This is a genomic window from Endozoicomonas sp. SCSIO W0465 (genome assembly GCF_023716865.1).
In the GTDB taxonomy this organism is placed as follows: Bacteria; Pseudomonadota; Gammaproteobacteria; order Pseudomonadales; family Endozoicomonadaceae; genus Endozoicomonas.
On the sequence record NZ_CP092417.1, the window covers coordinates 3,107,430 to 3,130,638 of the forward strand.

At 49.4% G+C, this 23,209-nt stretch carries 20 protein-coding genes; 13 read left to right on the top strand and 7 right to left on the bottom strand.

The annotated features are described in order from the left end of the window. Positions 1-167: 167 nt before the first annotated feature. The 4 genes from relA (at position 168) to MJO57_RS13600 (ending at position 4,123) form a co-directional block, all read left to right on the top strand. Positions 168-2,423 (top strand): GTP diphosphokinase, encoded by a 2,256-nt coding sequence (gene relA / locus MJO57_RS13585; RefSeq protein ID WP_252026019.1) that lies wholly within the window; start codon positions 168-170, stop codon positions 2,421-2,423. Positions 2,424-2,497: 74 nt separating this feature from the next. Then, the gene (gene mazG, locus MJO57_RS13590) at positions 2,498-3,319 is read left to right on the top strand and encodes a nucleoside triphosphate pyrophosphohydrolase (RefSeq protein ID WP_252026021.1); all 822 of its coding nucleotides are present in this window, start codon (positions 2,498-2,500) and stop codon (positions 3,317-3,319) included. A 7-nt stretch (positions 3,320-3,326) separates the two neighbouring features. Further along, entirely contained in the window at positions 3,327-3,800 is a 474-nt protein-coding gene (locus MJO57_RS13595; protein WP_252026023.1) for a pseudouridine synthase, read from the top strand. Next, on the top strand, positions 3,770-4,123 hold the full coding sequence (locus MJO57_RS13600) for a hypothetical protein (RefSeq protein ID WP_252026035.1): 354 nt from the start codon (positions 3,770-3,772) through the stop codon (positions 4,121-4,123). The genes MJO57_RS13595 and MJO57_RS13600 overlap by 31 nt, the downstream gene beginning before the upstream one ends. A gap of 92 nt (positions 4,124-4,215) precedes the next feature. On the opposite strand, the gene trmJ is transcribed toward MJO57_RS13600, so the two are convergent. Beyond that, positions 4,216-4,950, bottom strand: coding sequence for a tRNA (cytosine(32)/uridine(32)-2'-O)-methyltransferase TrmJ (trmJ, locus tag MJO57_RS13605; RefSeq protein WP_252026037.1), 735 nt, complete (start codon positions 4,948-4,950; stop codon positions 4,216-4,218). A 188-nt stretch (positions 4,951-5,138) separates the two neighbouring features. On the opposite strand from trmJ, the gene cydD reads away from it, so the two are divergent. The 5 genes from cydD (at position 5,139) to MJO57_RS13630 (ending at position 12,099) form a co-directional block, all read left to right on the top strand. Beyond that, the gene (gene cydD, locus MJO57_RS13610) at positions 5,139-7,034 is read left to right on the top strand and encodes a cysteine/glutathione ABC transporter permease/ATP-binding protein CydD (RefSeq protein ID WP_252026039.1); all 1,896 of its coding nucleotides are present in this window, start codon (positions 5,139-5,141) and stop codon (positions 7,032-7,034) included. Further along, positions 7,024-8,712 (top strand): cysteine/glutathione ABC transporter ATP-binding protein/permease CydC, encoded by a 1,689-nt coding sequence (gene cydC / locus MJO57_RS13615; RefSeq protein ID WP_252026040.1) that lies wholly within the window; start codon positions 7,024-7,026, stop codon positions 8,710-8,712. Before cydD ends, cydC begins: the two co-directional genes overlap by 11 nt. A gap of 150 nt (positions 8,713-8,862) precedes the next feature. Then, complete coding sequence (locus tag MJO57_RS13620; protein ID WP_252026042.1) at positions 8,863-9,909, top strand: ISNCY family transposase; 1,047 nt, start codon at positions 8,863-8,865, stop codon at positions 9,907-9,909. Between the two features lie 153 nt (positions 9,910-10,062). Beyond that, the gene (locus MJO57_RS13625) at positions 10,063-10,392 is read left to right on the top strand and encodes a transposase (RefSeq protein WP_256493344.1); all 330 of its coding nucleotides are present in this window, start codon (positions 10,063-10,065) and stop codon (positions 10,390-10,392) included. Between the two features lie 345 nt (positions 10,393-10,737). Further along, a complete protein-coding gene (locus tag MJO57_RS13630) occupies positions 10,738-12,099 on the top strand; it encodes an ISNCY family transposase (RefSeq protein ID WP_252017318.1) in 1,362 nt (453 codons plus the stop codon). Positions 12,100-12,399: 300 nt separating this feature from the next. Here MJO57_RS13630 and MJO57_RS13635 read toward each other — a convergent pair whose 3' ends face one another. Continuing rightward, positions 12,400-12,714, bottom strand: a complete 315-nt coding sequence (locus tag MJO57_RS13635; RefSeq protein WP_252026044.1) for a hypothetical protein — start codon at positions 12,712-12,714, stop codon at positions 12,400-12,402. A gap of 208 nt (positions 12,715-12,922) precedes the next feature. Beyond that, positions 12,923-14,149 carry an HAD family acid phosphatase gene (locus tag MJO57_RS13640; protein ID WP_252026046.1) on the bottom strand — a complete coding sequence of 409 codons (1,227 nt, stop codon included), beginning with the start codon at positions 14,147-14,149 and terminating at the stop codon, positions 12,923-12,925. A gap of 75 nt (positions 14,150-14,224) precedes the next feature. On the opposite strand from MJO57_RS13640, the gene MJO57_RS13645 reads away from it, so the two are divergent. From MJO57_RS13645 to MJO57_RS13655, 3 genes are all read left to right on the top strand, one after another. Continuing rightward, positions 14,225-15,226: an IS4 family transposase gene (locus MJO57_RS13645; protein WP_256493294.1), complete on the top strand. Its 1,002-nt coding sequence runs from the start codon at positions 14,225-14,227 to the stop codon at positions 15,224-15,226. A 69-nt stretch (positions 15,227-15,295) separates the two neighbouring features. Then, complete coding sequence (locus MJO57_RS13650; protein WP_252023447.1) at positions 15,296-16,729, top strand: hypothetical protein; 1,434 nt, start codon at positions 15,296-15,298, stop codon at positions 16,727-16,729. Between the two features lie 11 nt (positions 16,730-16,740). Beyond that, positions 16,741-17,118 carry a hypothetical protein gene (locus MJO57_RS13655; protein WP_252026050.1) on the top strand — a complete coding sequence of 126 codons (378 nt, stop codon included), beginning with the start codon at positions 16,741-16,743 and terminating at the stop codon, positions 17,116-17,118. Positions 17,119-17,126: 8 nt separating this feature from the next. Here MJO57_RS13655 and MJO57_RS13660 read toward each other — a convergent pair whose 3' ends face one another. The 4 genes from MJO57_RS13660 to ubiG form a co-directional block, all read right to left on the bottom strand. Next, positions 17,127-17,384 (bottom strand): hypothetical protein, encoded by a 258-nt coding sequence (locus MJO57_RS13660; RefSeq protein WP_252026052.1) that lies wholly within the window; start codon positions 17,382-17,384, stop codon positions 17,127-17,129. Positions 17,385-17,571: 187 nt separating this feature from the next. Continuing rightward, positions 17,572-18,318 (bottom strand): YciK family oxidoreductase, encoded by a 747-nt coding sequence (locus MJO57_RS13665; protein ID WP_252026054.1) that lies wholly within the window; start codon positions 18,316-18,318, stop codon positions 17,572-17,574. A gap of 113 nt (positions 18,319-18,431) precedes the next feature. Continuing rightward, positions 18,432-19,139 (bottom strand): HAD family hydrolase, encoded by a 708-nt coding sequence (locus tag MJO57_RS13670; protein WP_252026056.1) that lies wholly within the window; start codon positions 19,137-19,139, stop codon positions 18,432-18,434. Between the two features lie 12 nt (positions 19,140-19,151). Then, a complete protein-coding gene (ubiG, locus tag MJO57_RS13675; protein WP_305881929.1) occupies positions 19,152-19,916 on the bottom strand; it encodes a bifunctional 2-polyprenyl-6-hydroxyphenol methylase/3-demethylubiquinol 3-O-methyltransferase UbiG in 765 nt (254 codons plus the stop codon). 549 nt (positions 19,917-20,465) lie between these two features. On the opposite strand from ubiG, the gene gyrA reads away from it, so the two are divergent. Further along, positions 20,466-23,096 (top strand): DNA gyrase subunit A, encoded by a 2,631-nt coding sequence (gene gyrA, locus MJO57_RS13680; protein ID WP_252026060.1) that lies wholly within the window; start codon positions 20,466-20,468, stop codon positions 23,094-23,096. Positions 23,097-23,209: the final 113 nt, after the last annotated feature.

A 23,209-nucleotide genomic window follows, 5' to 3' on the forward strand; every position in this document is an offset into this window, starting at 1 on the left:
CAGACTGTTGATGATCAGAGAATAGATGCTCACACAGTAATTTATTAGCAAGCAGTCTGTTAATGGCTGCCTTCAGATAGTAGTCTTAAGCCCGACGCCTGGCGGGACTTTAAGTGCCAGGAAGGGCGACAGGGCATCATGCATATAAAAGAGACGGAATGGAATAGATGGTCAAGGTCAGAGAGGATCAGCCTCAGCACTTCGACGGCAGTGTCGATCTCGGAGCCTGGCTGAATCGCCTGCAGGAACGTTATGGTGTTGGTGATACTGATAGTCTGAGAGAGGCCTGTGAGCTGGCTCAACAGGCTGAACTGCTGGCACTGCAGCGGTCTCTTCATCACGCTAACGACACGGTCTGGCCAACGGGGAAAGGGTGTTTTCGAACCGGGCTGGAAATGGCGGAAATCCTGGCAGAGCTGAAACTGGATATGGATACCCTGGTTGCCGCTGTCCTCTATCGGGCTGTCCGTGAAACCAAACTGTCCCTTGACCAGGTCGAAGAAAATTTTGGCAAGGTGGTTGCCGGCCTGATCAAAGACGTTCAGGGTATGGCGGCCATCAGCAATATCCAGAACCCCAGAAGGCAGGTTCTGGATCATCGTCAGGACCAGTTGGAAAAAGTTCGCAAGATGCTGGTTTCCATTATTGACGATGTCCGAGTTGCCCTGATCAAACTGGCAGAGCGAACCTGCGCTATCCGGGCAGTGCAGCATGCCAGTAAGGAGAAACGGCAGCGGGTTGCCAGAGAGGTTTTTGAGATCTATGCACCGCTGGCCCACCGGCTTGGTATTGGTTATATCAAGTGGGAGCTCGAAGATCTCTCCTTCCGATATCTCAAACCCCATGACTATAAGAAAATAGCCAAGCTGCTGGACGGCAAACGGCTTGATCGACAGAAATACATTACTGATGTCGTTGATACCCTGAAATCAGCACTGTCGGATGCCCGAATTGAAGGTGATGTTAATGGGCGGGTAAAGCACATTTACAGTATCTGGCGAAAGATGAAACGGAAAAATATTGATTTCCGAGATCTCTATGATATTCGTGCAGTCCGTATTCTTACCCATGAAGTCCGCGACTGTTATGCGGCCCTGGGGGTCGTCCACTCGCTCTGGAATCATATTCCCAAAGAATTCGATGATTACATTGCCACTCCGAAAGAGAATGGCTACCGCTCTCTTCATACAGCGGTGTTTGGCCCTGAAGGAAAAACCCTCGAAGTGCAGATACGTACCCATGATATGCATGAAGAAGCGGAACTTGGGGTCTGTGCTCACTGGAAGTACAAGGGTACTGATGTTAATAGCCGCAGTGATAGCTACGAGGAAAAAATCTCCTGGCTGCGCCAGGTTATGGAGTGGCACGAAGACCTTGGCGATCTGGGCGAACTCGGTGGTCAGTGGCGTGCCGATGTAGAACCAGACCGGATCTATGTGTTTACCAAAGATGGGCATGTTGTTGATCTGTCGGTGGGAGCTACGCCTATCGATTTTGCCTATCGGATTCACTCTGAAGTGGGCAGTCGCTGCAGAGGTGCAAAAGTCGCTGGCCGTATTGTACCGTTAACTCATAAACTCAAAACCGGGGATCAGGTCGAAATCCTTACTGCTCCGAATGCCCATCCCAGCCGTGACTGGCTGAACCCTGACCTTGGCTATGTTACCACCAGTCGTGCCAGAGCCAAGATCACCAGCTGGTTCAAAAAACAGGATCGGGACGCCAACATTAGCGACGGTCAGAGCCTTCTGGAGCTGGAACTTAAACGTCAGGCGTTGCACGGTGTCAGTTACTCAGAGCTTGCTCAGGCTGTCAACTGCCTTTCGCCCGATGATCTGTTTGCCGGTATTGGAGCCGGTGACATAAAGCTTCGCCATGTGGTTTCGCTGGCACAAAAGCAGGTTGCACCAGAAGAAGAGAAAAAGTTTGAAATTCGCACCAAGCCACGGCAGGATCGTCTATCGGACAGCACCATTACCATCGATGGTGTCGGTAATCTGTTGACTCAGATGGCGGGCTGCTGCCAGCCGGTGCCCGGGGATCCGATTATCGGCTATATAACCGTTGGACGTGGCGTAACGATTCACCGGGAAGACTGCAGCAATGCGCTGTCTTTGCGAAGCCATGAGCCTGAACGCCTGATAGAGGTCAACTGGGGAAGCAAACCCGACTACAGTTATCCGGTTGATGTCATCATCACGGCTTATGACCGCCCGGGCTTGTTAAGAGACATTACCGTGGTACTGGCTAACGATAAGGTGAATGTTCTCTCCATGCAGACCCGTACCAGCAAGGAAGAGCATTTAGCCAGCATGTTGTTGACCATGGAGGTGCCAAGCCTGGAGAGCCTGGGGCGCATTCTTGCCAAGGTCAGTCAGTTACCCAATGTTATCGATGCCGTTCGACATCGTAAAATGAGTTAAGCTGCTATCGTTTTCCACGCTCTGCGTGGAAACGCCCTCTTTTTTATGCTTTTACATTCTTGCAGGAGTCTGGTTTGTCACATTCCATTGATGATCTGATTACTTTAATGGCCAGACTCAGAGATACCGAACATGGCTGTCCATGGGATCTGAAACAGACCTTCGCCACTATTGCCCCCTACACCCTGGAAGAGGCTTGCGAAGTCGCTGAAGCCATTGAACGTGAAGATTATGACAACCTTAAGGAAGAGTTAGGCGACCTATTATTTCAGGTGATATTCCATGCCCAGATGGCTTCGGAGAGCGGCTTTTTTGACTTTGCTGATATCAGTCAGGGGTTGTTGGCCAAGCTGTTGCGCAGACACCCCCATATCTTTCCAGGTGGTAGCCTGGAGTCGTTTGCTGCCGGGCAGAAGCTGACATCCGAACAGGTCAAACAGACCTGGCAGGAAATAAAGGCAGAAGAAAAAAAGCAGAAAGGATGGAAAGGACGGAAAGGACAGCAAGAGAGCCACTCTGCCATGCCTGATGATTTGCCAGTTATGTTGCCAACATTGCAGCGCGCTGAAAAAATTCAGACGGCCGCAGCAAGTGCCGGTTTTGACTGGCCTGAGCCAGAGCCGGTATTTGACAAGATTCATGAAGAGCTGGATGAAATCCGTGCCGCCAGAAGTGAAAGTCGGGAGCGGATTTCGGAAGAGGTGGGTGATCTGTTATTTGCCTGTGTCAATCTGGCCCGGCACCTTGGTGTTGATGCCGATATGGCGCTGCGCAAGGCCTGTCACAAATTCGATGGTCGGTTCAGAAAAATGGAAGCTCTTGCCACAGAACATGAGCAACGTTTTGAGCAGCTGACGTTGGAAGAGATGGAAAGCTATTGGCAGCAATGTAAGTAATTAAACCATGATTCGCCTTGCCAAATTCATTGCTGATGCCGGTCTTTGCTCACGGCGTCAGGCCTCACGGCTGATTGACAGTGGTTGTGTGCTGATCAATGGCAGGCCGGGACTGCATATTGATCGAGTCAACGACAGTGATTCTGTGACGGTTGATGGCCGTGAGCTGAAATCAACGACTGGCAAAACATATTTTCTATACAATAAGCCGGTGGGCATTGACTCTGTTTGTGACGTCAGGAATCCGGCCAGTATTGTTCACCGTTTACCTGCCCTGAATGGCAACTTACGGGTTTTTCCCGTTGGCAGGCTGGATAAGGATTCCCATGGTTTGATGCTGCTCACTAACCACGGTGAACTGTGTCAGACGCTGCTGCATCCGGATTATTACCATGAAAAAGAGTATCTGGTTACAGTCATAAGCCGGTTGATGAGGCATTTCTCTGGTCGATGGCAGCAGGTGTCCGCTATGGCAATGTAACAACAAAGCCCTGCCGGATAGAGAAGGTCGACCGTTATGCCTTTCAGATTATTTTGACCCAGGGGCTGAATCGTCAGATACGTCGGATGTGTCAGGCACTGGGGTATCGTGTAATGGATCTACAGCGCATTCGAATGGTGAATATACTTCTGGGAGATATCAAACCGAATCAACATCGTTTACTGATGGGCGATGAGATCTCTGGCCTACTTTGGGCAACGAGTTCAGGCAATGGCTCATCAGCAAGACAACGCAGTTCTGTTGGCGCTGCCCCGGGCACGGGTTCAGGATATCAGATGGGACACTGTCCAGCTCCGGGCTGAAGAAGCCTGCCTCTGGTAAAAAAGCGATTAACCAGAGGAAAGGCGATGGGGTTGAGCTACCCAATGGCAAGCGGAGTGAATTCAGTAATTGGTCATTTTTTTCCGGATACTTTCTGGGCGGCTCCAAGAATGCCGCGCAACATATTCAGCTCTTTAGCTTCAGGACGGGCGCGGTTGAACAAGCGACGAAGCCGTGTCATTACCAGGCCCGGGTGCTGTCGGATAATAAAACCGATATCGGTCAGTGTGGTTTCCAGATGCTCATAGAACATTTCCAGTTCCTGGTTCAAAGGGTATTCCTCTTCCGGTTTTTCACCGAGCCAGTCGTTCTCTTTTTTCAGCGAAGCCTTGAAGATCTCGTAACAGAGAATCTGAATGGCGGAGGCAACATTGAGCACCGGATAGTCGGGATTGGCATCGATACTGGTATGAAAGTGGCACTTTTCCAGTTCGGTGTTGGTAAGGCCCATGGTTTCCTGGCCAAATACCAGGGCAACTGGCGATTGGCGGGATTCCGAGAGCAGTTTCTCAGCACAGTCTTCAGCACCCAGCATCGGGCGTGAAAAAGAGTGGGTGCGTGTTCTGGCACTGGTGCCAATGACCAGGGAGCAATCGGCAATGGCTTCATCCAGAGTGTCAAATACCCGGGCATGGTCAAGCACATCCAGTGCCCCGGCCGCCATCGAATCTGCTTCAGGGGCCGGAAATCTTTGTGGGGTCACCAGGCAGAGGTCACTCAGGCCCATGGTTTTCATGGCCCGGGCAGCTGAGCCTATGTTGCCGGGGTGAAAGGTGTTAATAAGGATGATGCGAATATTCTGAAGCATGGTGACCAATGGCTGAGTTACTGAATAAGCTGTCCTGTCAGACAGCTCTGAACCACACAGTGATTTTCATCCGTAATTATAGGGGGCGTAACTGCTTGAAAACCAGCCCGTATGTTCGTGGTGAGTACTGATTGAGTTATGTACAATGCTCTTCACTTTGTCAGTAGACCGGGAAACAGATTCAAAAGATGAGGCAATCCAGTCTTAACATTACCCAAAAGCAGGCCTATCGCTGGTTGTTAAGGCAGATAAGGCCAGCCCGGCAGTGGCTAATGGCTTCCATGATCCTGGGGTTGATCAATGGCATCTTTCTGATTATTCAGGCTTCCGTTATGGCAGGAATGATCCATCAGTTGGTGATGGAAAGTGCATCCCGGGAGGGGTTAACGGAGGATTTTCTCTGGGTTCTGCTGCTGGTGCTTGTCCGTGGAGCCTGTACCTGGGGGCGGGAGTTTTGTGGTTTCCAGGCGGGTGCAGCTATTCGGGTAGAAGTACGCAAATTGCTGTTGGATAAGCTGTGTCGCCTTGGCCCACTGGTGATTGCTGAACGGCCAGCTGGCAGCTGGTCAGCGATCGCGGTTGAACAGGTGGAAGAGCTTCAGGAGTTCATTGCCAAATACCTGCCCCAGATGGCCCTGGCTGTGATGATTCCGGCCGTTATACTGCTGGTTGCTTTTCCACAGAGTTGGGTGGTCGGCATTATTTTCCTGGGCACTGCACCACTGATTCCTGTTTTCATGATTCTTGTGGGCATGAAAGCGGCGCAGGCGAACCGGAAGAACTTTCAGGCACTCTCACGTCTGGGCGGCTTTTTTCTGGATCGGTTGCACGGACTGGAAACGCTAAAAATCTTTCAGCGAACCCGTTTTGCGCAAACACAGTTGGCCGATGCCAGTGAAGACTTTCGGATAAAAACCATGCAGGTACTCCGTCTGGCTTTTCTGTCGTCAGCGGTACTGGAGTTTTTTGCTTCGGTGTCCATTGCGCTTGTGGCGGTATTTCTGGGGATGAGTTTTCTCGGTCACATTACCTTTGGTGGCGACGTTACGCTGTATACCGGACTCTTTCTGTTGCTGCTGGCCCCTGAGTATTATCAGCCACTGCGGGAGCTGGGAACTTACTATCATGCCAAGGCCAAGGCCGTGGGGGCAACCGAAGAGATACTGGAAGTATTGTCCCGGAAAGAACCGGAAGCGCACCGTGGCGGGTTGTCTTTGCCAGAAGCTGTGCCTCTGACCATAGAGGCCAAAGAACTCTCGGTTTCGGCAACCATAAGATCCGCAGCAGACTCAGAGCCAACGGGTGATTCAGAACAACAACATCCGCTATTACTGGATCGTCTGTCGTTTAAGATCGAGCCCGGCACCAGAGTCGGTATTATTGGCAGTAGCGGGGCTGGCAAAACAACGCTGATTAATACGCTAATGGGTTTCTGGAGCTATCAGGGCGAGATAACAGTAGGGGGGCAATTACTGGCGGATACTCAGCTCGACAGCTGGCGTAAGCAGATTGCCTGGCTGGGACAGCATCCATTGATCATTCAAGGCACGGTTTATGACAACATTGTTTTTGGTCGGCAGTCCTCCGGTTGCGCTGTTTCCCATGAGCAGTGCCTTGAAGCGCTGGCCAGGGCCCAGGGGATGGATATTATTGCCAGTCTTCCGGATGGTCTGAACAGCGTACTTAAGGAACAGGGTGGGAATTTATCGGTTGGTCAGGCCCAGCGGATTGCCCTGGCAAGGGCTCTGTTACTTCCGGTACGATTATTGATTCTGGATGAGCCAACGGCCAGCCTGGATTCGGTCAGTGAGAGCCTGGTGCTGGATGCGCTTGCTGCCATACCGGATGATTGCACAGTGATCACCATCACCCATCGAATCAGCCAGCTCAATGCCATGGATCAGATTCTGATGCTGGATAAGGGAAAGCTGGTTGCCGATGGTTCTCCGGCAACACTGGCCGGGGAGAACTCTCTGTATCAGCAGTTCATCAGCATGCATTCTCATAACCATTCTTTTCAAAACTCTCTTTACAACCCTCTTTACAACACTCTACACAAGAACGGGAGCCTCGATGATGAATGATCTGTGGCCTTTCCTGAAATTGTACCGTCAGCATCTGGTCATGTTGTCGTTGGGTGTGTTGTTGGCCATTGTTACCTTGCTGACGAGTCTCAGTTTGCTTTCACTGTCCGGTTGGTTTATTACCGCTACAGCGATCGCCGGACTCACCTTTACAACAGCCCAGAGCTTTAACTTCTTTACTCCGGGGGCCGGCGTTCGGGGGTTTTCCATCGCCCGGACCGCTGCCCGCTATGCTGAGCGCCTGGTAAGTCATGATGCAACGTTTCGACTGCTATCAGGCCTGCGCAGCTGGTTTTTCAGTAAACTGATTCCAGTCTCTCAGGAGCAGCTGGGACAGTATCGTAAAGGTGAGTTACTTGACCGGCTGGTGGCTGACATTGATGCGCTGGATCAGCTTTACCTGCGGCTGGTCAGCCCATTACTCTCCGCTGTCATTGTTGCGCTGCTGTTTTCACTGTTTATCTCTTTTTTCAGTGCCACTGTGGCACTGGCGGTATTGCTGGTGATGATGCTCTGGATCGTCTCCGTGCCGTTGCTTTTTTATGTCCTGGGGCGCAGGACCGGAGAATCCATGGGCGTCAGGCAGGCTCGCTTGCGCCAAGAGGTGCTGGATTATCTGCAGGGCATGGCTGAGCAGCAGATTTACGGCAGTGATGCCAATAGCCGTGCCACGATTGCAGAATCTGAGGATCAGTTGGTTCAGGATCAGTCCCGGATGGCGGTAATGGAAGGGCTCGGCTCAGCTCTGTTTGTTTCCGGCTCCGGTGCGGCGGCATTACTGGTATTGTATATTGCCAGTGGTGAAATGAGTTCAGGCCTGTTCAATGGGCCGGTTATGGTCATGATGGTCTTTGGGATGTTGGCCAGTTTTGAAGCACTGATGCCGCTACCCGTGGCATTTCAGTTTCTTGGCCATACACGACATGCGGCCAGTCGATTGCGCCGTGTGGTGAATTTACCTGTAGTTGTATTTCCCGAAAAGGCCGCTGGAGACGTGTTACAAGGTGAGATTCAGTTTACGGATGTATCCTGTGGCTACAGCAATGAGCAGCCAGTCATTAACCAGCTGTCGCTGACTATTCCTGCAGGCAGTCATGTTGCACTGCTTGGCAAAACCGGGTGCGGCAAATCAACACTGATCAAATTATTGAATCGTGGGCTTGAACCTATCGATGGCCAGATTTTACTGGATGGACAGGTAATTCAAGGGTTTACTGAACAGGCGCTTTACCGGGCCATCACGTTTGTGCCTCAGAAAACCCATGTGTTCAGTGCCACGTTCAGGGAAAATCTGTTACTGGCGGCACCTGCGGCAAGTGATGAGGCACTGTTAGAGGCAGTTAAGCGTTCAGGTCTGAATAGGCTTGCTGCCGCCAGAGAGAACCATGGCGATTTGCTGGATATCTGGTTGGGGCAGGGAGGTATTGCACTATCCGGTGGTGAGCAGCGTCGTCTGGCTCTTGCCAGGGCTATGTTGAAGCCAGCCCCCATACTGGTTATGGATGAGCCGGGAGAGGGGCTGGATGTTCACAGCGAACAGACGCTGATGGATACCGTTTTCCGTCAATTTAAACACAGCACCATCATTTTGATTACCCACAAGACAACCGCACTGGAGAGGATGGGGGAGGTCTATCGAATGGAAAATGGCTGTTTGACAAATATAGGGTCTTTGTAGAGGTATTTAGCTAGTTCTCGTCCAAAAACACAACCAATTGAAAACTGTAGATTTTATCCTGAAAAATTAAGTGGAGCCCTACTGCTATCTGGCGACTAAACTTCCCAAGAGCAAGAAACATAAGGGATTGCCAAAAACAGAGGACTCCAAATGCGCAAAAAACGCAACCTGCAGTGTAGTATGGAACTCCATTACGTACCTCATGAAATCTGCTCCCAGCTTTCCGGTATCTCGCAATGGCTTGACGCCCATCCACAGTTCAATGACTGGATTTATGAGGACTTAAGTTCTGGTGATAAACAGAACACTGGGCGGAACGGACTATCAGCAGAATCCGTTCTTCGTGCGGCACTCCTGAAACAGTATTTGAATTGTGATTATGACTACTTGTCGTTTGTTTTGATGGACTCCATGCTCTTTCGAGACTTTTGTCGCCTCGAACCAAACCAGCGCCCCAGTCGCTCCAGTTTGCATGGGCTCATCAGCCTTCTTACTGCATCTACATGGGAACGGATTAATAACTGTCAGCTAATGACCGCTAAAGATCAGGGTATTGAAAAAGGGCGCACTGTGGCTATTGACAGCACAGTCACCGAATCGGATATCAAACCTCCTTGCGACAGTGATCTTTTAGCCAGTTCCGTTAAAGAAATTTGTCGGCTGCTGGAACGGGGACAAACACTGACAGCGACACCGCTTTATGAATATACCCATCACAACCGAGCCGTAAAAGATGCGGCCAGAAAATGCATCTACGCTGGCAAAGAAGAGCGGCATCAGCATTATAAAAAACTGCTGCAGTTGACCCGAAAATCCCGGAAGGTACTTATCGAAGCTACTGTCACGCTAGCAAACGCCCGTCAGCAGGGGCAGTGTCTCCTGGCTGATGATGCCGACAAGTGGCAGGCCGATGTGGATCACCTGTTACCCCTGGTGGATGCAATAGTCTCCCAGACAGAGCGCAGGGTCTTTAAGGGTGAAAAGGTGCCAGCCCAGGAAAAAGTGGTTAGCCTGTATGAACCCCATACGGATATCATCGTAAAAGACAGGCGGCAAGTACAGTATGGCCATAAACTGAACCTGGTTCAGGGAAAAAGTCGATTGATCCTGGACCTGGTTATTGAGGAAGGTAACCCAGCGGATTCGGACCAATTCATTCCGATGATGGAAAGACAAAAAGAAATGGCTCTATTTTGATTACGAACTGCTCTACAGTGAAAACTGACTGTAGGTCACGAAAAACAAGGATTGAGCAACATTACCGGACAATATGCTGACAACCTTTGTAGATAAAGGGCTTCAGCAATGTTCAACCCAGTAGCAGTCTGAAATCCTACAAGAGCCAAAGAAATTTATGGTCGTGTACCTCGCCAGACAAGCGGTGACGGCGGATACGCGTGTCGCGCTAATTTGGAAAAAGCCAAGGCCATGGGAATCAGCGATGTAGCTTTTAATAAGAAGCGCGGACTTGAAGTCGAAGAGATGACTAAAAGTCAGTATGTGTATAAAACGCTCTTTCGCTTCCGGGCAGGTATTGAAGCGGGAATTTCGTGGCTAAAGAGATGTTTTGGGCTATCACGTTGCCACTGCAAGGGTTCTGAGCGTTTTGATTCTCATTGCTGGTTATCGGTGGTCTGTTACAACCTGGTGATTCTGGCCAGACACCCGGCACCATCCTGATAGCCACCTCCACGCTACATGAAAGTACCTTTCCAGCATGGTGGGAGGATGTTTTCTGCCTGCTTTTCGCGTTTTTCTCCAATATCCGTCCCAGATTAGAGAAAAAAAGGGAAGAGTTTTTGCGGCTCTCTGGAATTTCAGGAAATATCAAAACGCACGTACAATCTAATTATGATTGCCTGATGCGTTTTTGGACGAGAACTAGCTAGTTCTCGTCCAAAAACACAACCAATTGAAAACTGTAGATTTTATCCTGAAAAATTAAGTGGAGCCCTACTGCTATCTGGCGACTAAACTTCCCAAGAGCAAGAAACATAAGGGATTGCCAAAAACAGAGGACTCCAAATGCGCAAAAAACGCAACCCGCAGTGTAGTATGGAACTCCATTACGTACCTCATGAAATCTGCTCCCAGCTTTCCGGTATCTCGCAATGGCTTGACGCCCATCCACAGTTCAATGACTGGATTTATGAGGACTTAAGTTCTGGTGATAAACAGAACACTGGGCGGAACGGACTATCAGCAGAATCCGTTCTTCGTGCGGCACTCCTGAAACAGTATTTGAATTGTGATTATGACTACTTGTCGTTTGTTTTGATGGACTCCATGCTCTTTCGAGACTTTTGTCGCCTCGAACCAAACCAGCGCCCCAGTCGCTCCAGTTTGCATGGGCTCATCAGCCTTCTTACTGCATCTACATGGGAACGGATTAATAACTGTCAGCTAATGACCGCTAAAGATCAGGGTATTGAAAAAGGGCGCACTGTGGCTATTGACAGCACAGTCACCGAATCGGATATCAAACCTCCTTGCGACAGTGATCTTTTAGCCAGTTCCGTTAAAGAAATTTGTCGGCTGCTGGAACGGGGACAAACACTGACAGCGACACCGCTTTATGAATATACCCATCACAACCGAGCCGTAAAAGATGCGGCCAGAAAATGCATCTACGCTGGCAAAGAAGAGCGGCATCAGCATTATAAAAAACTGCTGCAGTTGACCCGAAAATCCCGGAAGGTACTTATCGAAGCTACTGTCACGCTAGCAAACGCCCGTCAGCAGGGGCAGTGTCTCCTGGCTGATGATGCCGACAAGTGGCAGGCCGATGTGGATCACCTGTTACCCCTGGTGGATGCAATAGTCTCCCAGACAGAGCGCAGGGTCTTTAAGGGTGAAAAGGTGCCAGCCCAGGAAAAAGTGGTTAGCCTGTATGAACCCCATACGGATATCATCGTAAAAGACAGGCGGCAAGTACAGTATGGCCATAAACTGAACCTGGTTCAGGGAAAAAGTCGATTGATCCTGGACCTGGTTATTGAGGAAGGTAACCCAGCGGATTCGGACCAATTCATTCCGATGATGGAAAGACAAAAAGAAATTTATGGTCGTGTACCTCGCCAGACAAGCGGTGACGGCGGATACGCGTGTCGCGCTAATTTGGAAAAAGCCAAGGCCATGGGAATCAGCGATGTAGCTTTTAATAAGAAGCGCGGACTTGAAGTCGAAGAGATGACTAAAAGTCAGTATGTGTATAAAACGCTCTTTCGCTTCCGGGCAGGTATTGAAGCGGGAATTTCGTGGCTAAAGAGATGTTTTGGGCTATCACGTTGCCACTGCAAGGGTTCTGAGCGTTTTGATTCTCATTGCTGGTTATCGGTGGTCTGTTACAACCTGGTGATTCTGGCCAGACACCCGGCACCATCCTGATAGCCACCTCCACGCTACATGAAAGTACCTTTCCAGCATGGTGGGAGGATGTTTTCTGCCTGCTTTTCGCGTTTTTCTCCAATATCCGTCCCAGATTAGAGAAAAAAAGGGAAGAGTTTTTGCGGCTCTCTGGAATTTCAGGAAATATCAAAACGCACGTACAATCTAATTATGATTGCCTGATGCGTTTTTGGACGAGAACTAGCTAACATCGTCATTTCTGTTTGACGTTGCAGTGGGGGGGTGTTCCCACGGAAGCTGTGGAAAAGCTCAACAGGCTGCAATGTTAATGCTAAAAAGCTAGCGTTGGACTGCCTTGTAGAGATCTTTTTCAGGCCAATCTTCAATCAGGCTTTTGCGCAAGTCAGAACGTTCCTGGTCACTCATCTGGCAAATATCTTTTCCTGCAATATTTGAATAGTAGTGCCTCATCCAGGTTTTATTGACCGGATTGGGAATGATAAAATATTTTCTTCCGTAAAGGTTTTTGGTTTTTTCAACTGAAGCCCTGTCAAAAGGCGATAGGCCTTGCTCTTTTAAATCAAAGTCATCAAGCAGATCACCTACAAACAGGGCTATGTTCCCTTTAGTGGTTGGCGTTGTTTTTTTCTTCATACCTTGGAGTAATAAGTACTTAGATTTATTATAGGTACTTGAGAAAAACCAACAGAGCATAGGGCTTGGGAAGAGCAGTGAAAGACCTTGCTCAGTGGATTTCTTAGCTGGCAATGGCTGATATTTAATTTTAATAGCGTTTCAGTATTTCTGTTTAATACCTGAATATCTACAGCTATTAAAACTACCACCAACCATTAAAGGGAACTTAGCCTACAAACAGTCTGACATTGTATTTTTTTCCATCGATCTGTCCTGATATGATGGCTTTTCTCTGGTATTCCTTATTGCAGCTTTTTTTATTGGCCGGGCAATATTTAGAGCGATTCAGCAGGTTAGTCTGTGTGACTTTCGGGAACCCATGGTAAGCAAGCTGCTTTAGAGTGAAGCTTTCTACATCTCCGGTATGGCCTGAACGACCGGAAGAGTGCTCACGAGCCGTTACGTAAAAGATTTCATAACCCAGAGCGGCCGCTTTATTTAAAAACGCTCTCGCACCCGGAATAGAGGATAATTGAAGCTGTTGTTCATAGATTCTCATCTTCTCTTCAGGTTCGGGGAATGTTTTACAAAGCGGGGGGGTCAAATGGAGCGGAGGGTAATCTATCAGCGTTCCGTCAATATCAACAATAATCGCGCGATTATTGGCATAGCGGTTTTCAGCAGCTTCAAGGACTTTGCTGGCAAGGTTGTAGGTTTGCAGGGCGGTAGCATTAAAGTCTGCAGATTTTCTGATCCATAGATCCGCCATGACAATATGCTGGAGGTAACTTTCGGGAACAGGTACCGGTAAATTCGGGTAGTTAATCTCCTGTATTCGAACCTGGTGTTTTTCTTCGGGGGACAGTTTTCGGTAGTTTTTGCTGATTGCTTCTTCCCAGAATCCGTAAACGGTATTAGGCAGAATAAACCATTGGCTACCAAACTTATCCTGATGTTGATTTACCCAGCTTTTCTTTTCCGGATAGAGACCTTTTCCTGCTTCACCAAGATCGTCCAGCTGGTCACCAAATAACATGAGTGGGTGGTATCCCATTTTCATGATTTGCTGGCGTTTTTCTTCTTTGCTAAGGGTAATGTTCTTTTGTTCTTGTAGAATAACATGATTTTCACTGTTAACCGGATAGCCCAGTTGCTTTAGTTTATTGATGGTGATTGCTTTGACATCGTTAAAGCGGCCGCTGATATAAAATATTTCGATGCCAAGACTGTTCGCTTTTTGCATAAAATCAACCGATCCCGGCAGCGCTTTAACTTCCTGATGATTCCACCAGAATTTCGATCGCTCAATACTCCTGGACTCATTGGTATCAACCATGCTGGTGAAGTAACGGGTGCCTAGTATCAATGTGTCATCAATGTCAGTGATCTTAGGGTAGACATTAAGCTCAAAAAAGGTTCGTTTCCGGCGGCAGAACCCACCTTGAACAGCCACAATAAAGCTTCGAAACCATTATCAATGGCTGAACAAGATGAGTACTGCAAATAGTAGATTAGTTGAAAAAAACTGTTGACCTGTTTCGACCGGTCAGAACTCCTAAGTATGGCGGAACAGCTTGGTTTTACTATACGACAGCGAGATATCCGTCCTTTGGATTTTATCCTCTCACTGATCGATGCCCTCGCTGGTGATGGAAACTGCGATACCCAGGCGGATCTACACCGTAAATTTAACGAGTTGACGGGGCTGAATGTCTCTTATCGTTCTTGGGCAAATCAAGCTAAAAAGGACGCGCTGCCTACTCTTATCCTGTGGCTATGGGTGCAGTGTCTGGAAATATTTTCCCGCAAAGTCATGGCGTTTGATGAAGACAGTCCATTTTCAGAGTTTGAGCACATTCTGATTCAGGACGGTTCGTCACAAGCTGTCTATGATGCCCTGAAAGAAGCATTTCTCGGCAGGTTCTCAACGGTCAGTCCTGCTGCCGTCGAGCTTCATACGACAATGGATCTTCTCACCAACAACCTGGTGCGGGTGCAGCTGACTGAAGATACCCGTTCAGAAAGAGACTGTCTGCCACCACTGCCAACATCCATGGCCTATATCCTGATGCTAATGGATGCCGGTTATTTTGAGCTGGAACTCTTTGCCGCTATTGATGACAGGGAGGGTTCTTTTATCTGCAAGGCACCTCAGAGTATCAACCCGACGATACTCAGCGCGGTACGGGAGGATGGCAAGAATCTCAATCGCTACAAAGGACAAAAACTGAAGGATGTACTGTCTGGCTTCCCCAAAGACCAGTGCCTCGACCTGGATGTAGAATGGCCGGGATTCAAAGCCTGGCCATTCCGCTTGGTTGTCCGCTGGAATGACAAAAAACAGAAGTGGGTTTTCGTTGTGACCAACCTGAACCGGGTGGAGTTCACCTTGAGTGATGTGCTCCAGGCCTATCGTCTACGGTGGCAGATAGAGCTGATTTTCAAAGAGATGGGTGAAAGTCTCATATTGATCACACCCACAGGCCTTGAGCTACAGCAAACAGACGTAACACCAAATTTTTCAAACTGAATGGAGAGCAGCCAAACACAGCTATGATTCTAACAGCAAACAAAGAGTCAACTGTGAGAGGCCGCTCCGATGGAAGTATGTCAGCCACTAACCAAAGTCGCCAATGATTCCTGTCCTGCTATTGACCAACTGCAGCAAAAACTGACCCTACTTCGTCAGTCCAATAATCCAATCCAGCATTTTGAGGATCATGAAAACGAGATTCACTCCCTCTTTATTCAGGCGGAGCGAGAAATACTGGCAGAAGAACTGCAAAAATTAGACATCAATAAAGCTTCTATCGAAGTGAATGGGGTCGTGTATCACCAGGCATTACGCAGCTATCAAACCTACCAGTCAGCAGCAGGACCTGTCCGGGTATTGCGCAGCCTCTACCGCAATGCAGGGGATAAGTGCATTGTCCCTTTAGAGCTCAAGGCTGGCGTTGTAGAAGGCTACTGGTTACCAAAGGCTGCGAAGCAAGCAGCATGGATGGTTGCCCAGTTGCCGCCCGCGGACGTAAAAAGCTTACTCGATCTAATGGGGAATATGTCACCCTCAACCAGCTCTCTGGCACGTCTTCCCAAAAAACTCAACGAACAATGGGAGCAGCACCTTGACCCTTTCGAGACCCTTCTCGCGGAGAATCTCACAGTACCGCCTGACGCGGTGACGGTAGCTGCTTCCCTTGACGGTGTGATGCTACCAATGAAAGACGGCAAGCGTCAGGAGAAACGTGAAAAGAGTGTTGCTGAAGGCAAACGTACCCGAGGGCCAGCAGGTTGTCAGGAGGCCAGTTGTGGAACACTGTCGTTTTACGATGACCAGGGAGATCGCCTCTCTACGATCAGGATGGGACGAATGCCTGAAAGCAAGAAAGCGACATTGAAAAAATCCCTTTCAAACCTTCTGGATAAGGTGCTTCAGCAAAAGCCAAATCTGACTCTGGTCAAAGTGGCAGATGGAGCCCGGGACAATTGGACATACTTCACCAAAGAGCTACCGGAGGGAGAAGAAATTGTTGATTATTACCATGCGGCAGAACACCTGAAGAAGGCATTTGACCTGGCTTACGGTGAAAATAGCGCGAAGTCCAAAGAGAAATTCAGCACCTACCGACATATCCTGAAGGAGGAGCCGGGTGGGGTTGAAAAAATAATCAAGGCACTGGCTTACCAGCATAGCAAGCATCCCCGCCGATCGAAATTAAAGACAGAGTTAAAGTACTTCAGAAAAAACCGGTTACGGATGAATTATGCAGAACACCTGTCGCGCAACCTGCCCATAGGCTCAGGGGTCATTGAGGCGTCCTGTAAAACGCTGGTTACACAGCGAATGAAGTGTTCGGGAATGCGTTGGCGGTGTCCCGGGGGGCAAGGCATTCTGACACTCAGGTCACTAATTCAAAGTGGTTGGTTCGACTGTGGCTGGATGCTGCTGTCGGTAACGTACCGGGCCAAGGTAAATATGGTCAGTGATAATGTGATTCCATTTTCATCAGGGAAGGGTAATATTGAACGTTAGTACTAATCAATATGAGACTTTCACCCAAAGAGATCAAATCCTATTCAGGGTGGCATCGTTTTAACACCAAATCAGCGACACTGGTGTTTAGCCTGATTCTGATGTCCTTTGTGGTTGTGACGTTGAAAAGGTACCTTGCCCATGCTGCACAGGCGAACCTCTGTGAAAGTGGGAGCATTGAGGAAATCTCGACGCACAAGGTGATGAAAAGTGGGACTCACCTGTTTGGTAATGTGATTTCATCGTTGATGAATGCAGGAAAGTCATTGGTCTCATGCATTAAAAAGCTACTGGACTTCTGGGGAAATAATGCGAAACGAGAACACCCTGCACGGGATGGTTGTTCAGGACGTACAAGATTAGGCCTTTGTGCGGTGGGTGGGGCTTAATGTCTACCTTAAGTGTCAGTGATAATAGCAGGCTTTTTACCTTCAGGGGTGCTTTGTAAAATGGCTTCAATTTGATCGGTTGCACTGTTAAAGCTCTGGTAAAAGTAAGCAGAGTACTCACCGGAATGCTGTTGCCAGTTTGCTGCAATGATTATTTCATTATTTAAGTCTTTCTGTTCAAAGCTACTGGCTAAGAAGGATTGTGCGCTTAACAATGGTGCAATAAATAGCAATGGCAAAACTTTTTTAGCAATTTTCTTTTCCATAAAACGTCTGATTTTCATAATTCTATTTGGGATAAAAAGGACGGAATCAGAATAGACGATGAAAAATACAATTTATGGAAGAGTTTGCTCTCATTTCATTGACGAATAAGTTCTTTTTTATTGACAAAGTCGTTGAAACAGTTGTTTTAATGCCATGACCGCTCAGTCAGAGCGGTTGGCTGTATTGTTAGCTTTGCTGGGCATGAAAAGCCTGACCGTTTATGTTCTGGCTGTCGTCACCCATCAGGTAAAGGTAAACGGGCATAATATCTTCCGGTGTTGGTAGTTTTTCCGGGTCCTCTCCTGGAAAAGCAGAGGCTCTCATTGAGGTGCGGGTGCCACCCGGGTCGATGCTGTTGGCACGCACCGCACTGATACCGTCTTCCTCATCCGCCAGGACTTGCATCAGACCCTCAGTGGCAAATTTTGATACGCTATAGGCACCCCAGTGTGCTCGTCCCCGGTGACCCACTCCGGACGAGGTAAAAATCACGGAAGCCTTTTCAGAGAGGCGCAGCAGGGGGAGCAGTTCCCGGGTCATCATAAAGGCAGAGTTCAGGTTAACCTGCATGATTCGCTTCCAGGTTTCTGTTGGAAACTGACTGATGGGTTGCAGTTCACCCAGAAGGCTGGCGTTGTGTAACAGACCATCCAGTCGACCGAATTCGGTCTCAATGGTTTCGGCAAGATGGCAAAAATCAATATCACCAGCACTTTCCAGATTCAGTGGGTAGATTGCAGGCTGTGGCCACTGGTTTAGCTCGATTTCATCATACACTGCTTCCAGTGTTTCAGTACTTCTTCCCAGCAGAATAACGGTAGCGCCGTGACGCGCATAGGTCAGGGCGGCGACCCGGCCGATGCCACGGCCAGCACCGGTTACCAGTATAACTTTATCCTTGAGAAGGTTTTTCGGGGCCTGGTATGTAAACATGATGCTACTCCTTTGAAAATGCCGGGTTGGAAGTACTGTGTTTTCAGGGTTTGGAGTTCCGGCATTTTCTATGGTTTGCGGGTTTGGAAACTGTGGGTGTTATTGGTGGCTGTTCAGGTCGTTGTTGCCGGTATTTTCCAGTGGTGTGCTGCAAGCCAGCGGTGCAGTTGTTGGGCATTGTCAATATTAAGGTCTGCATCCCATGTCATCGGGTCGTCCCCTTCATTGATGTAGCCATAATGAGCAGCAACGGTGAGCATGCCCGCTTTTTTTCCAGCCTCGATATCACGCAGATGATCACCAATATAGATGCTGGACTCCGGTGAGCAGCCAGCCTGCTTGCAGGCAAGAAAGAGTGCTTCCGGTTCGGGTTTTGGCTGCTTGACATCCTCTGGGCAGACGATGGCATAACTGCGTTCAAGCAGCCCGGTTTGCTGGATTAATGCAAGGGCATAGGGCCTGGGCTTATTGGTGACAATACCCCAGGCAATATCTCGATATTCAAGTTCATCGATCAGTGGCAGTATGCCGGGGTAGGGCCGGGCAAATGTTGTACGACTGTGGTCCTGAATATGTCGGTCATAGTATTGCAGGAACAGGGCTCTTTTCTGTTCCAGTTCATCCCCGGGAGTGAGGTTAAAAGCAAGCCCCATCAGTGCCCGCGAGCCAGCTGACACATTTTGCCGGATCAGATGGCCATCCATCCCAGGGTGTTGGTGATCAGCCAGCATTTGGTTCACGGTAATCACAAAGTCTTCTGCAGTGTCCAGAAGGGTGCCATCCAGATCAAAAAAAACGCCTTCAATGGCTTTCATCATCATTACTCTTGGTTGTTATCTTGGTGGTTGTGGTTGTGGTTGTGGTTGTGGTTGTGGTTGTGGTTGCTTTGATGCTGGCTTAGCACCATAAATCAGGTAATTGACGTCCACATCCTTCGGGTTAAGCCGGTACACTTTGGTTAGTGGGTTGTAGGTCATCCCGGTCATATCATGGATGTGCAGTCCAGACTGTCTCATATCCCGGCTTAATTCACTGGGTTTGATAAATTTGCTGTGCTCGTGGGTTCCTTTAGGCAACAGTTTGAGTAGGTATTCTGCGCCGATGATGGCGAAGAGAAATGATTTGGGATTTCGGTTAATGGTTGCAAAAAAGATCTGCCCACCCGGTTTCAGGAGTTTGCTGCAGGCCTTGATGACAGACGCCGGATCAGGGACGTGTTCCAACATTTCCAGGCAGGTAACCACATCGAATTGGGCTGGCATCTCTTCGGCTAATTCTTCCGCGGTAATTCGCCGATAGTTTACGGCGACACCACTTTCCATGCTGTGCAGACGGGCAATGGAGAGGGGAGCTTCACCCATATCAATACCGGTTACCTCAGCACCGCGTCGAGCCATTGACTCACTCAGGATGCCACCACCGCAGCCAATATCCACTACGCGCTTTCCGGCCAGTCCAACACGTTCATCGATATAATTCAGACGAAGGGGGTTGATCTCATGAAGCGGTTTGAACTCACTGTCCGGGTCCCACCAGCGGCTGGCCAGTTCTTCAAACTTGGCAATTTCTCCAGGATCGACATTTTGGGCTGAGCGCATTTCAGGCATTCGTTCTGATCCGTCAAAGCAGTGTGGTTGAGGCAGTCAGGACTACCATATGTGCGGATTATACCGTTAATCGTGCAGTCGACCACAGTCTTGATTTCCAGTCTCGCGATGTTTGAAAATCTAACCAGTGAATCTGGCGGTTTTATCCCAGAGATATCTCGCGATCACTGCATGGACTGTGGTATCCTTGCTCCCTTGTTGGTTGTCGATTGTTGGTTGTCGAGCCAATCGCTGTATCATTGAGAAGTGGTTGAATGGAGTACCCTCTACCTGCTTTTGAGGTTGCTGTTTTGCCTGTTCACTCAAATACCAAAGAGGCAGGTTTGGCATCCCCTGACTGTTAATTACCTCTTCCAACAGCGGACGAATGATGGTTCACCTTGGGTGATCCTATGAATAGTGATGCCCTGAATGAAAGCGTTCTTCTGATTAGCGTTCTTCTGATTAGAGAGTTTTCAATATCGGTATCCTGGTCCACAGAACTGGAATGGATGCTGACCGCTATCTGTTGGCCGTAAGCAAAAGGACGACTGGGTTTCCATGACTGAAATTGCCAAAGAGATTCTCCCGGTAAATATTGAAGATGAACTCAAGCAGTCCTATCTGGACTATGCCATGAGCGTCATCGTTGGTCGTGCCCTGCCTGATGTACGTGACGGGCTTAAGCCCGTGCACCGGCGCGTACTGTTCGCCATGAGTGAACTGGGCAACGACTGGAACAAACCATACAAAAAATCTGCGCGTGTTGTCGGGGATGTGATCGGTAAATACCATCCTCATGGCGACTCTGCGGTTTATGACACCATTGTCCGGATGGCGCAGCCGTTTTCCCTGCGCTACATGCTGGTTGATGGTCAGGGCAATTTCGGCTCCATTGATGGTGATTCCGCTGCGGCCATGCGTTATACGGAAATCCGGATGGATAAGATCGCCCATCAGTTGCTGGCGGATCTTGACAAGGAAACCGTAGACTATGTGCCTAACTACGATGGCACAGAGCAGATCCCGGCCGTTTTGCCCACCCGGGTGCCTAACCTGCTGGTGAATGGTTCGGCCGGTATTGCGGTGGGCATGGCAACCAATATTCCCCCCCATAATATGACTGAGGTGGTCAATGGCTGTCTGGCGCTTCTGGAAGATGAAGCACTGACGGTTGATGACCTGATGGAGTACATTCCGGGGCCGGACTTTCCAACGGCGGCGATTATCAATGGTCGCGCCGGTATTCTGCAGGCCTATCGCACAGGCCGTGGCCGGATTTACATCCGTGCCAGGGCCGATATCGAGCACGATGAAAAGAAAAACAAAAGCACCATTATTATCACTGAGATTCCTTATCAGCTGAATAAGGCGCGACTGATTGAGAAGATTGCCGAACTGGTAAAAGATCGAAAGATCGAGGGCATCTCGGAGTTGCGTGACGAATCTGATAAAGATGGCTTGCGTGTCGTTATCGAGCTTCGTCGCGGTGAAAATGCCGAGGTGGTGCTCAATAATCTGTACGCCCAGACCCAGCTTGAGTCCGTCTTTGGTATTAATCTGGTGGCACTGGTTGATGGTCAACCCAGGCTGCTCAACCTGAAAGAGTTTCTTGAAGCGTTTATTCGCCACCGTCGTGAGGTGGTAACCCGCCGGACGGTTTATGAGCTGAGAAAAGCTCGTGAGCGAGGCCACATCCTGGAAGGTATGGCGGTTGCCCTGTCCAATATTGATTCGGTTATCCAGCTGATCAAGGATTCACCAACACCGGCAGAAGCTAAAGAGAAGTTGATTGCCAGGGGCTGGAACCCCGGTCATATGATGGAGATGGCCGAGCGAGCCGGTGCTGATGCCTGTCGTCCGGATGATCTGCCTGAGGCTTACGGTCTCAGGGACGGTCTCTACTACCTCTCTCCGGTTCAGGCTCAGGCCATTCTGGACATGCGTCTGCACCGCCTGACCGGACTTGAGCATGAGAAGCTGCTGTCTGAATACCGCGAGCTGCTGGAGAAAATTGCCGAACTGATTATGATCCTCTGTGACCCCATGAAGCTGCGTGCCGTGATCCGGGAAGAGCTTGAGCAGGTTCGGGATGAGTTTGGCGATGAGCGTCGCACCGAGATTACCAGTTCCCGTCGCGATTTGACCGTAGAAGACCTGATTGATGAAGAGGATATGGTCGTCACCCTGTCTCACGGTGGCTATGCCAAGACAACGCCTCTGGATACCTATCAGGCGCAGCGTCGAGGTGGTCGTGGCAAGTCAGCTGCTTCCGTCAAGGAAGAAGACTACGTCGAACACATGCTGGTAGCAAATACCCATACCCAGATCCTCTGCTTCTCCAGCAAGGGCAAGGTTTACTGGTTGAAGGTCTACCAGATTCCACAGGCTGGCAGAACGTCCCGTGGTCGACCGATCGTTAATATTTTGCCGCTGGAGCAGAATGAGAAAATCACGGCCATGCTGCCGGTGGAAGAGTTTACCGAAGGCCATTTCGTCTTTATGGCGACGCTCAATGGTACTGTCAAGAAGACACCTCTGGAACAGTTTGGCCGTCCTCGTTCTTCCGGTTTGATTGCCCTGGGGCTTGATGAAGGCGATACGCTGGTGGGTGCTGAAATTACCACTGGAGAAAAGCAGGTGATGCTGCTGTCCAATGGTGGTAAAGCGGTCCGCTTTGAAGAAACCGATGTGCGTGCGATGGGTCGGACTGCCCGTGGCGTCCGTGGCATGAAGTTGCCTGAAGGCCAGCGGATTATCTCCCTGATTATTCCAGAAGAAGATACCCAGATCCTGACGGCCAGTGCTAAAGGTTACGGCAAGCGAACTGCCGTGGATGAATTCCGGCTCACCAGTCGTGGTGGTCAGGGGGTTATCTCCATGCAGTGCACTGAGCGTAATGGTGAAATCGTCGGTGCTATTCAGGTCAAAAGCGGCGAGCAGATTATGCTGATTTCTGACCAGGGAACGCTGGTAAGAACCGGGGTTGATGGTGTCTCTTCCCTGAGTCGAAATACTCAGGGGGTTACGCTGATCCGGGTTTCTGAAGGTGAAAAGCTGGTGGGTGTTGCCCGTGTCGAGGAGCCTGAGACTGTCAATGGTCCTGAGTTCGAGGCTGAAGCTGTTGAAGGTGCTAAAGATAATGAAGGGCAGGGTGATTCCGTTGACAACGAAGGGTCGGTAGAGCCCTGATAGTTTAACAAAACGCCAGCCCAGTGCTGGCGTTTTTTATCATAATGACAGTCACTCAGAGTGATGCATAAATTTTTTTCGTAATGATCAGGATAAACCGCCTTTTTTAGTGG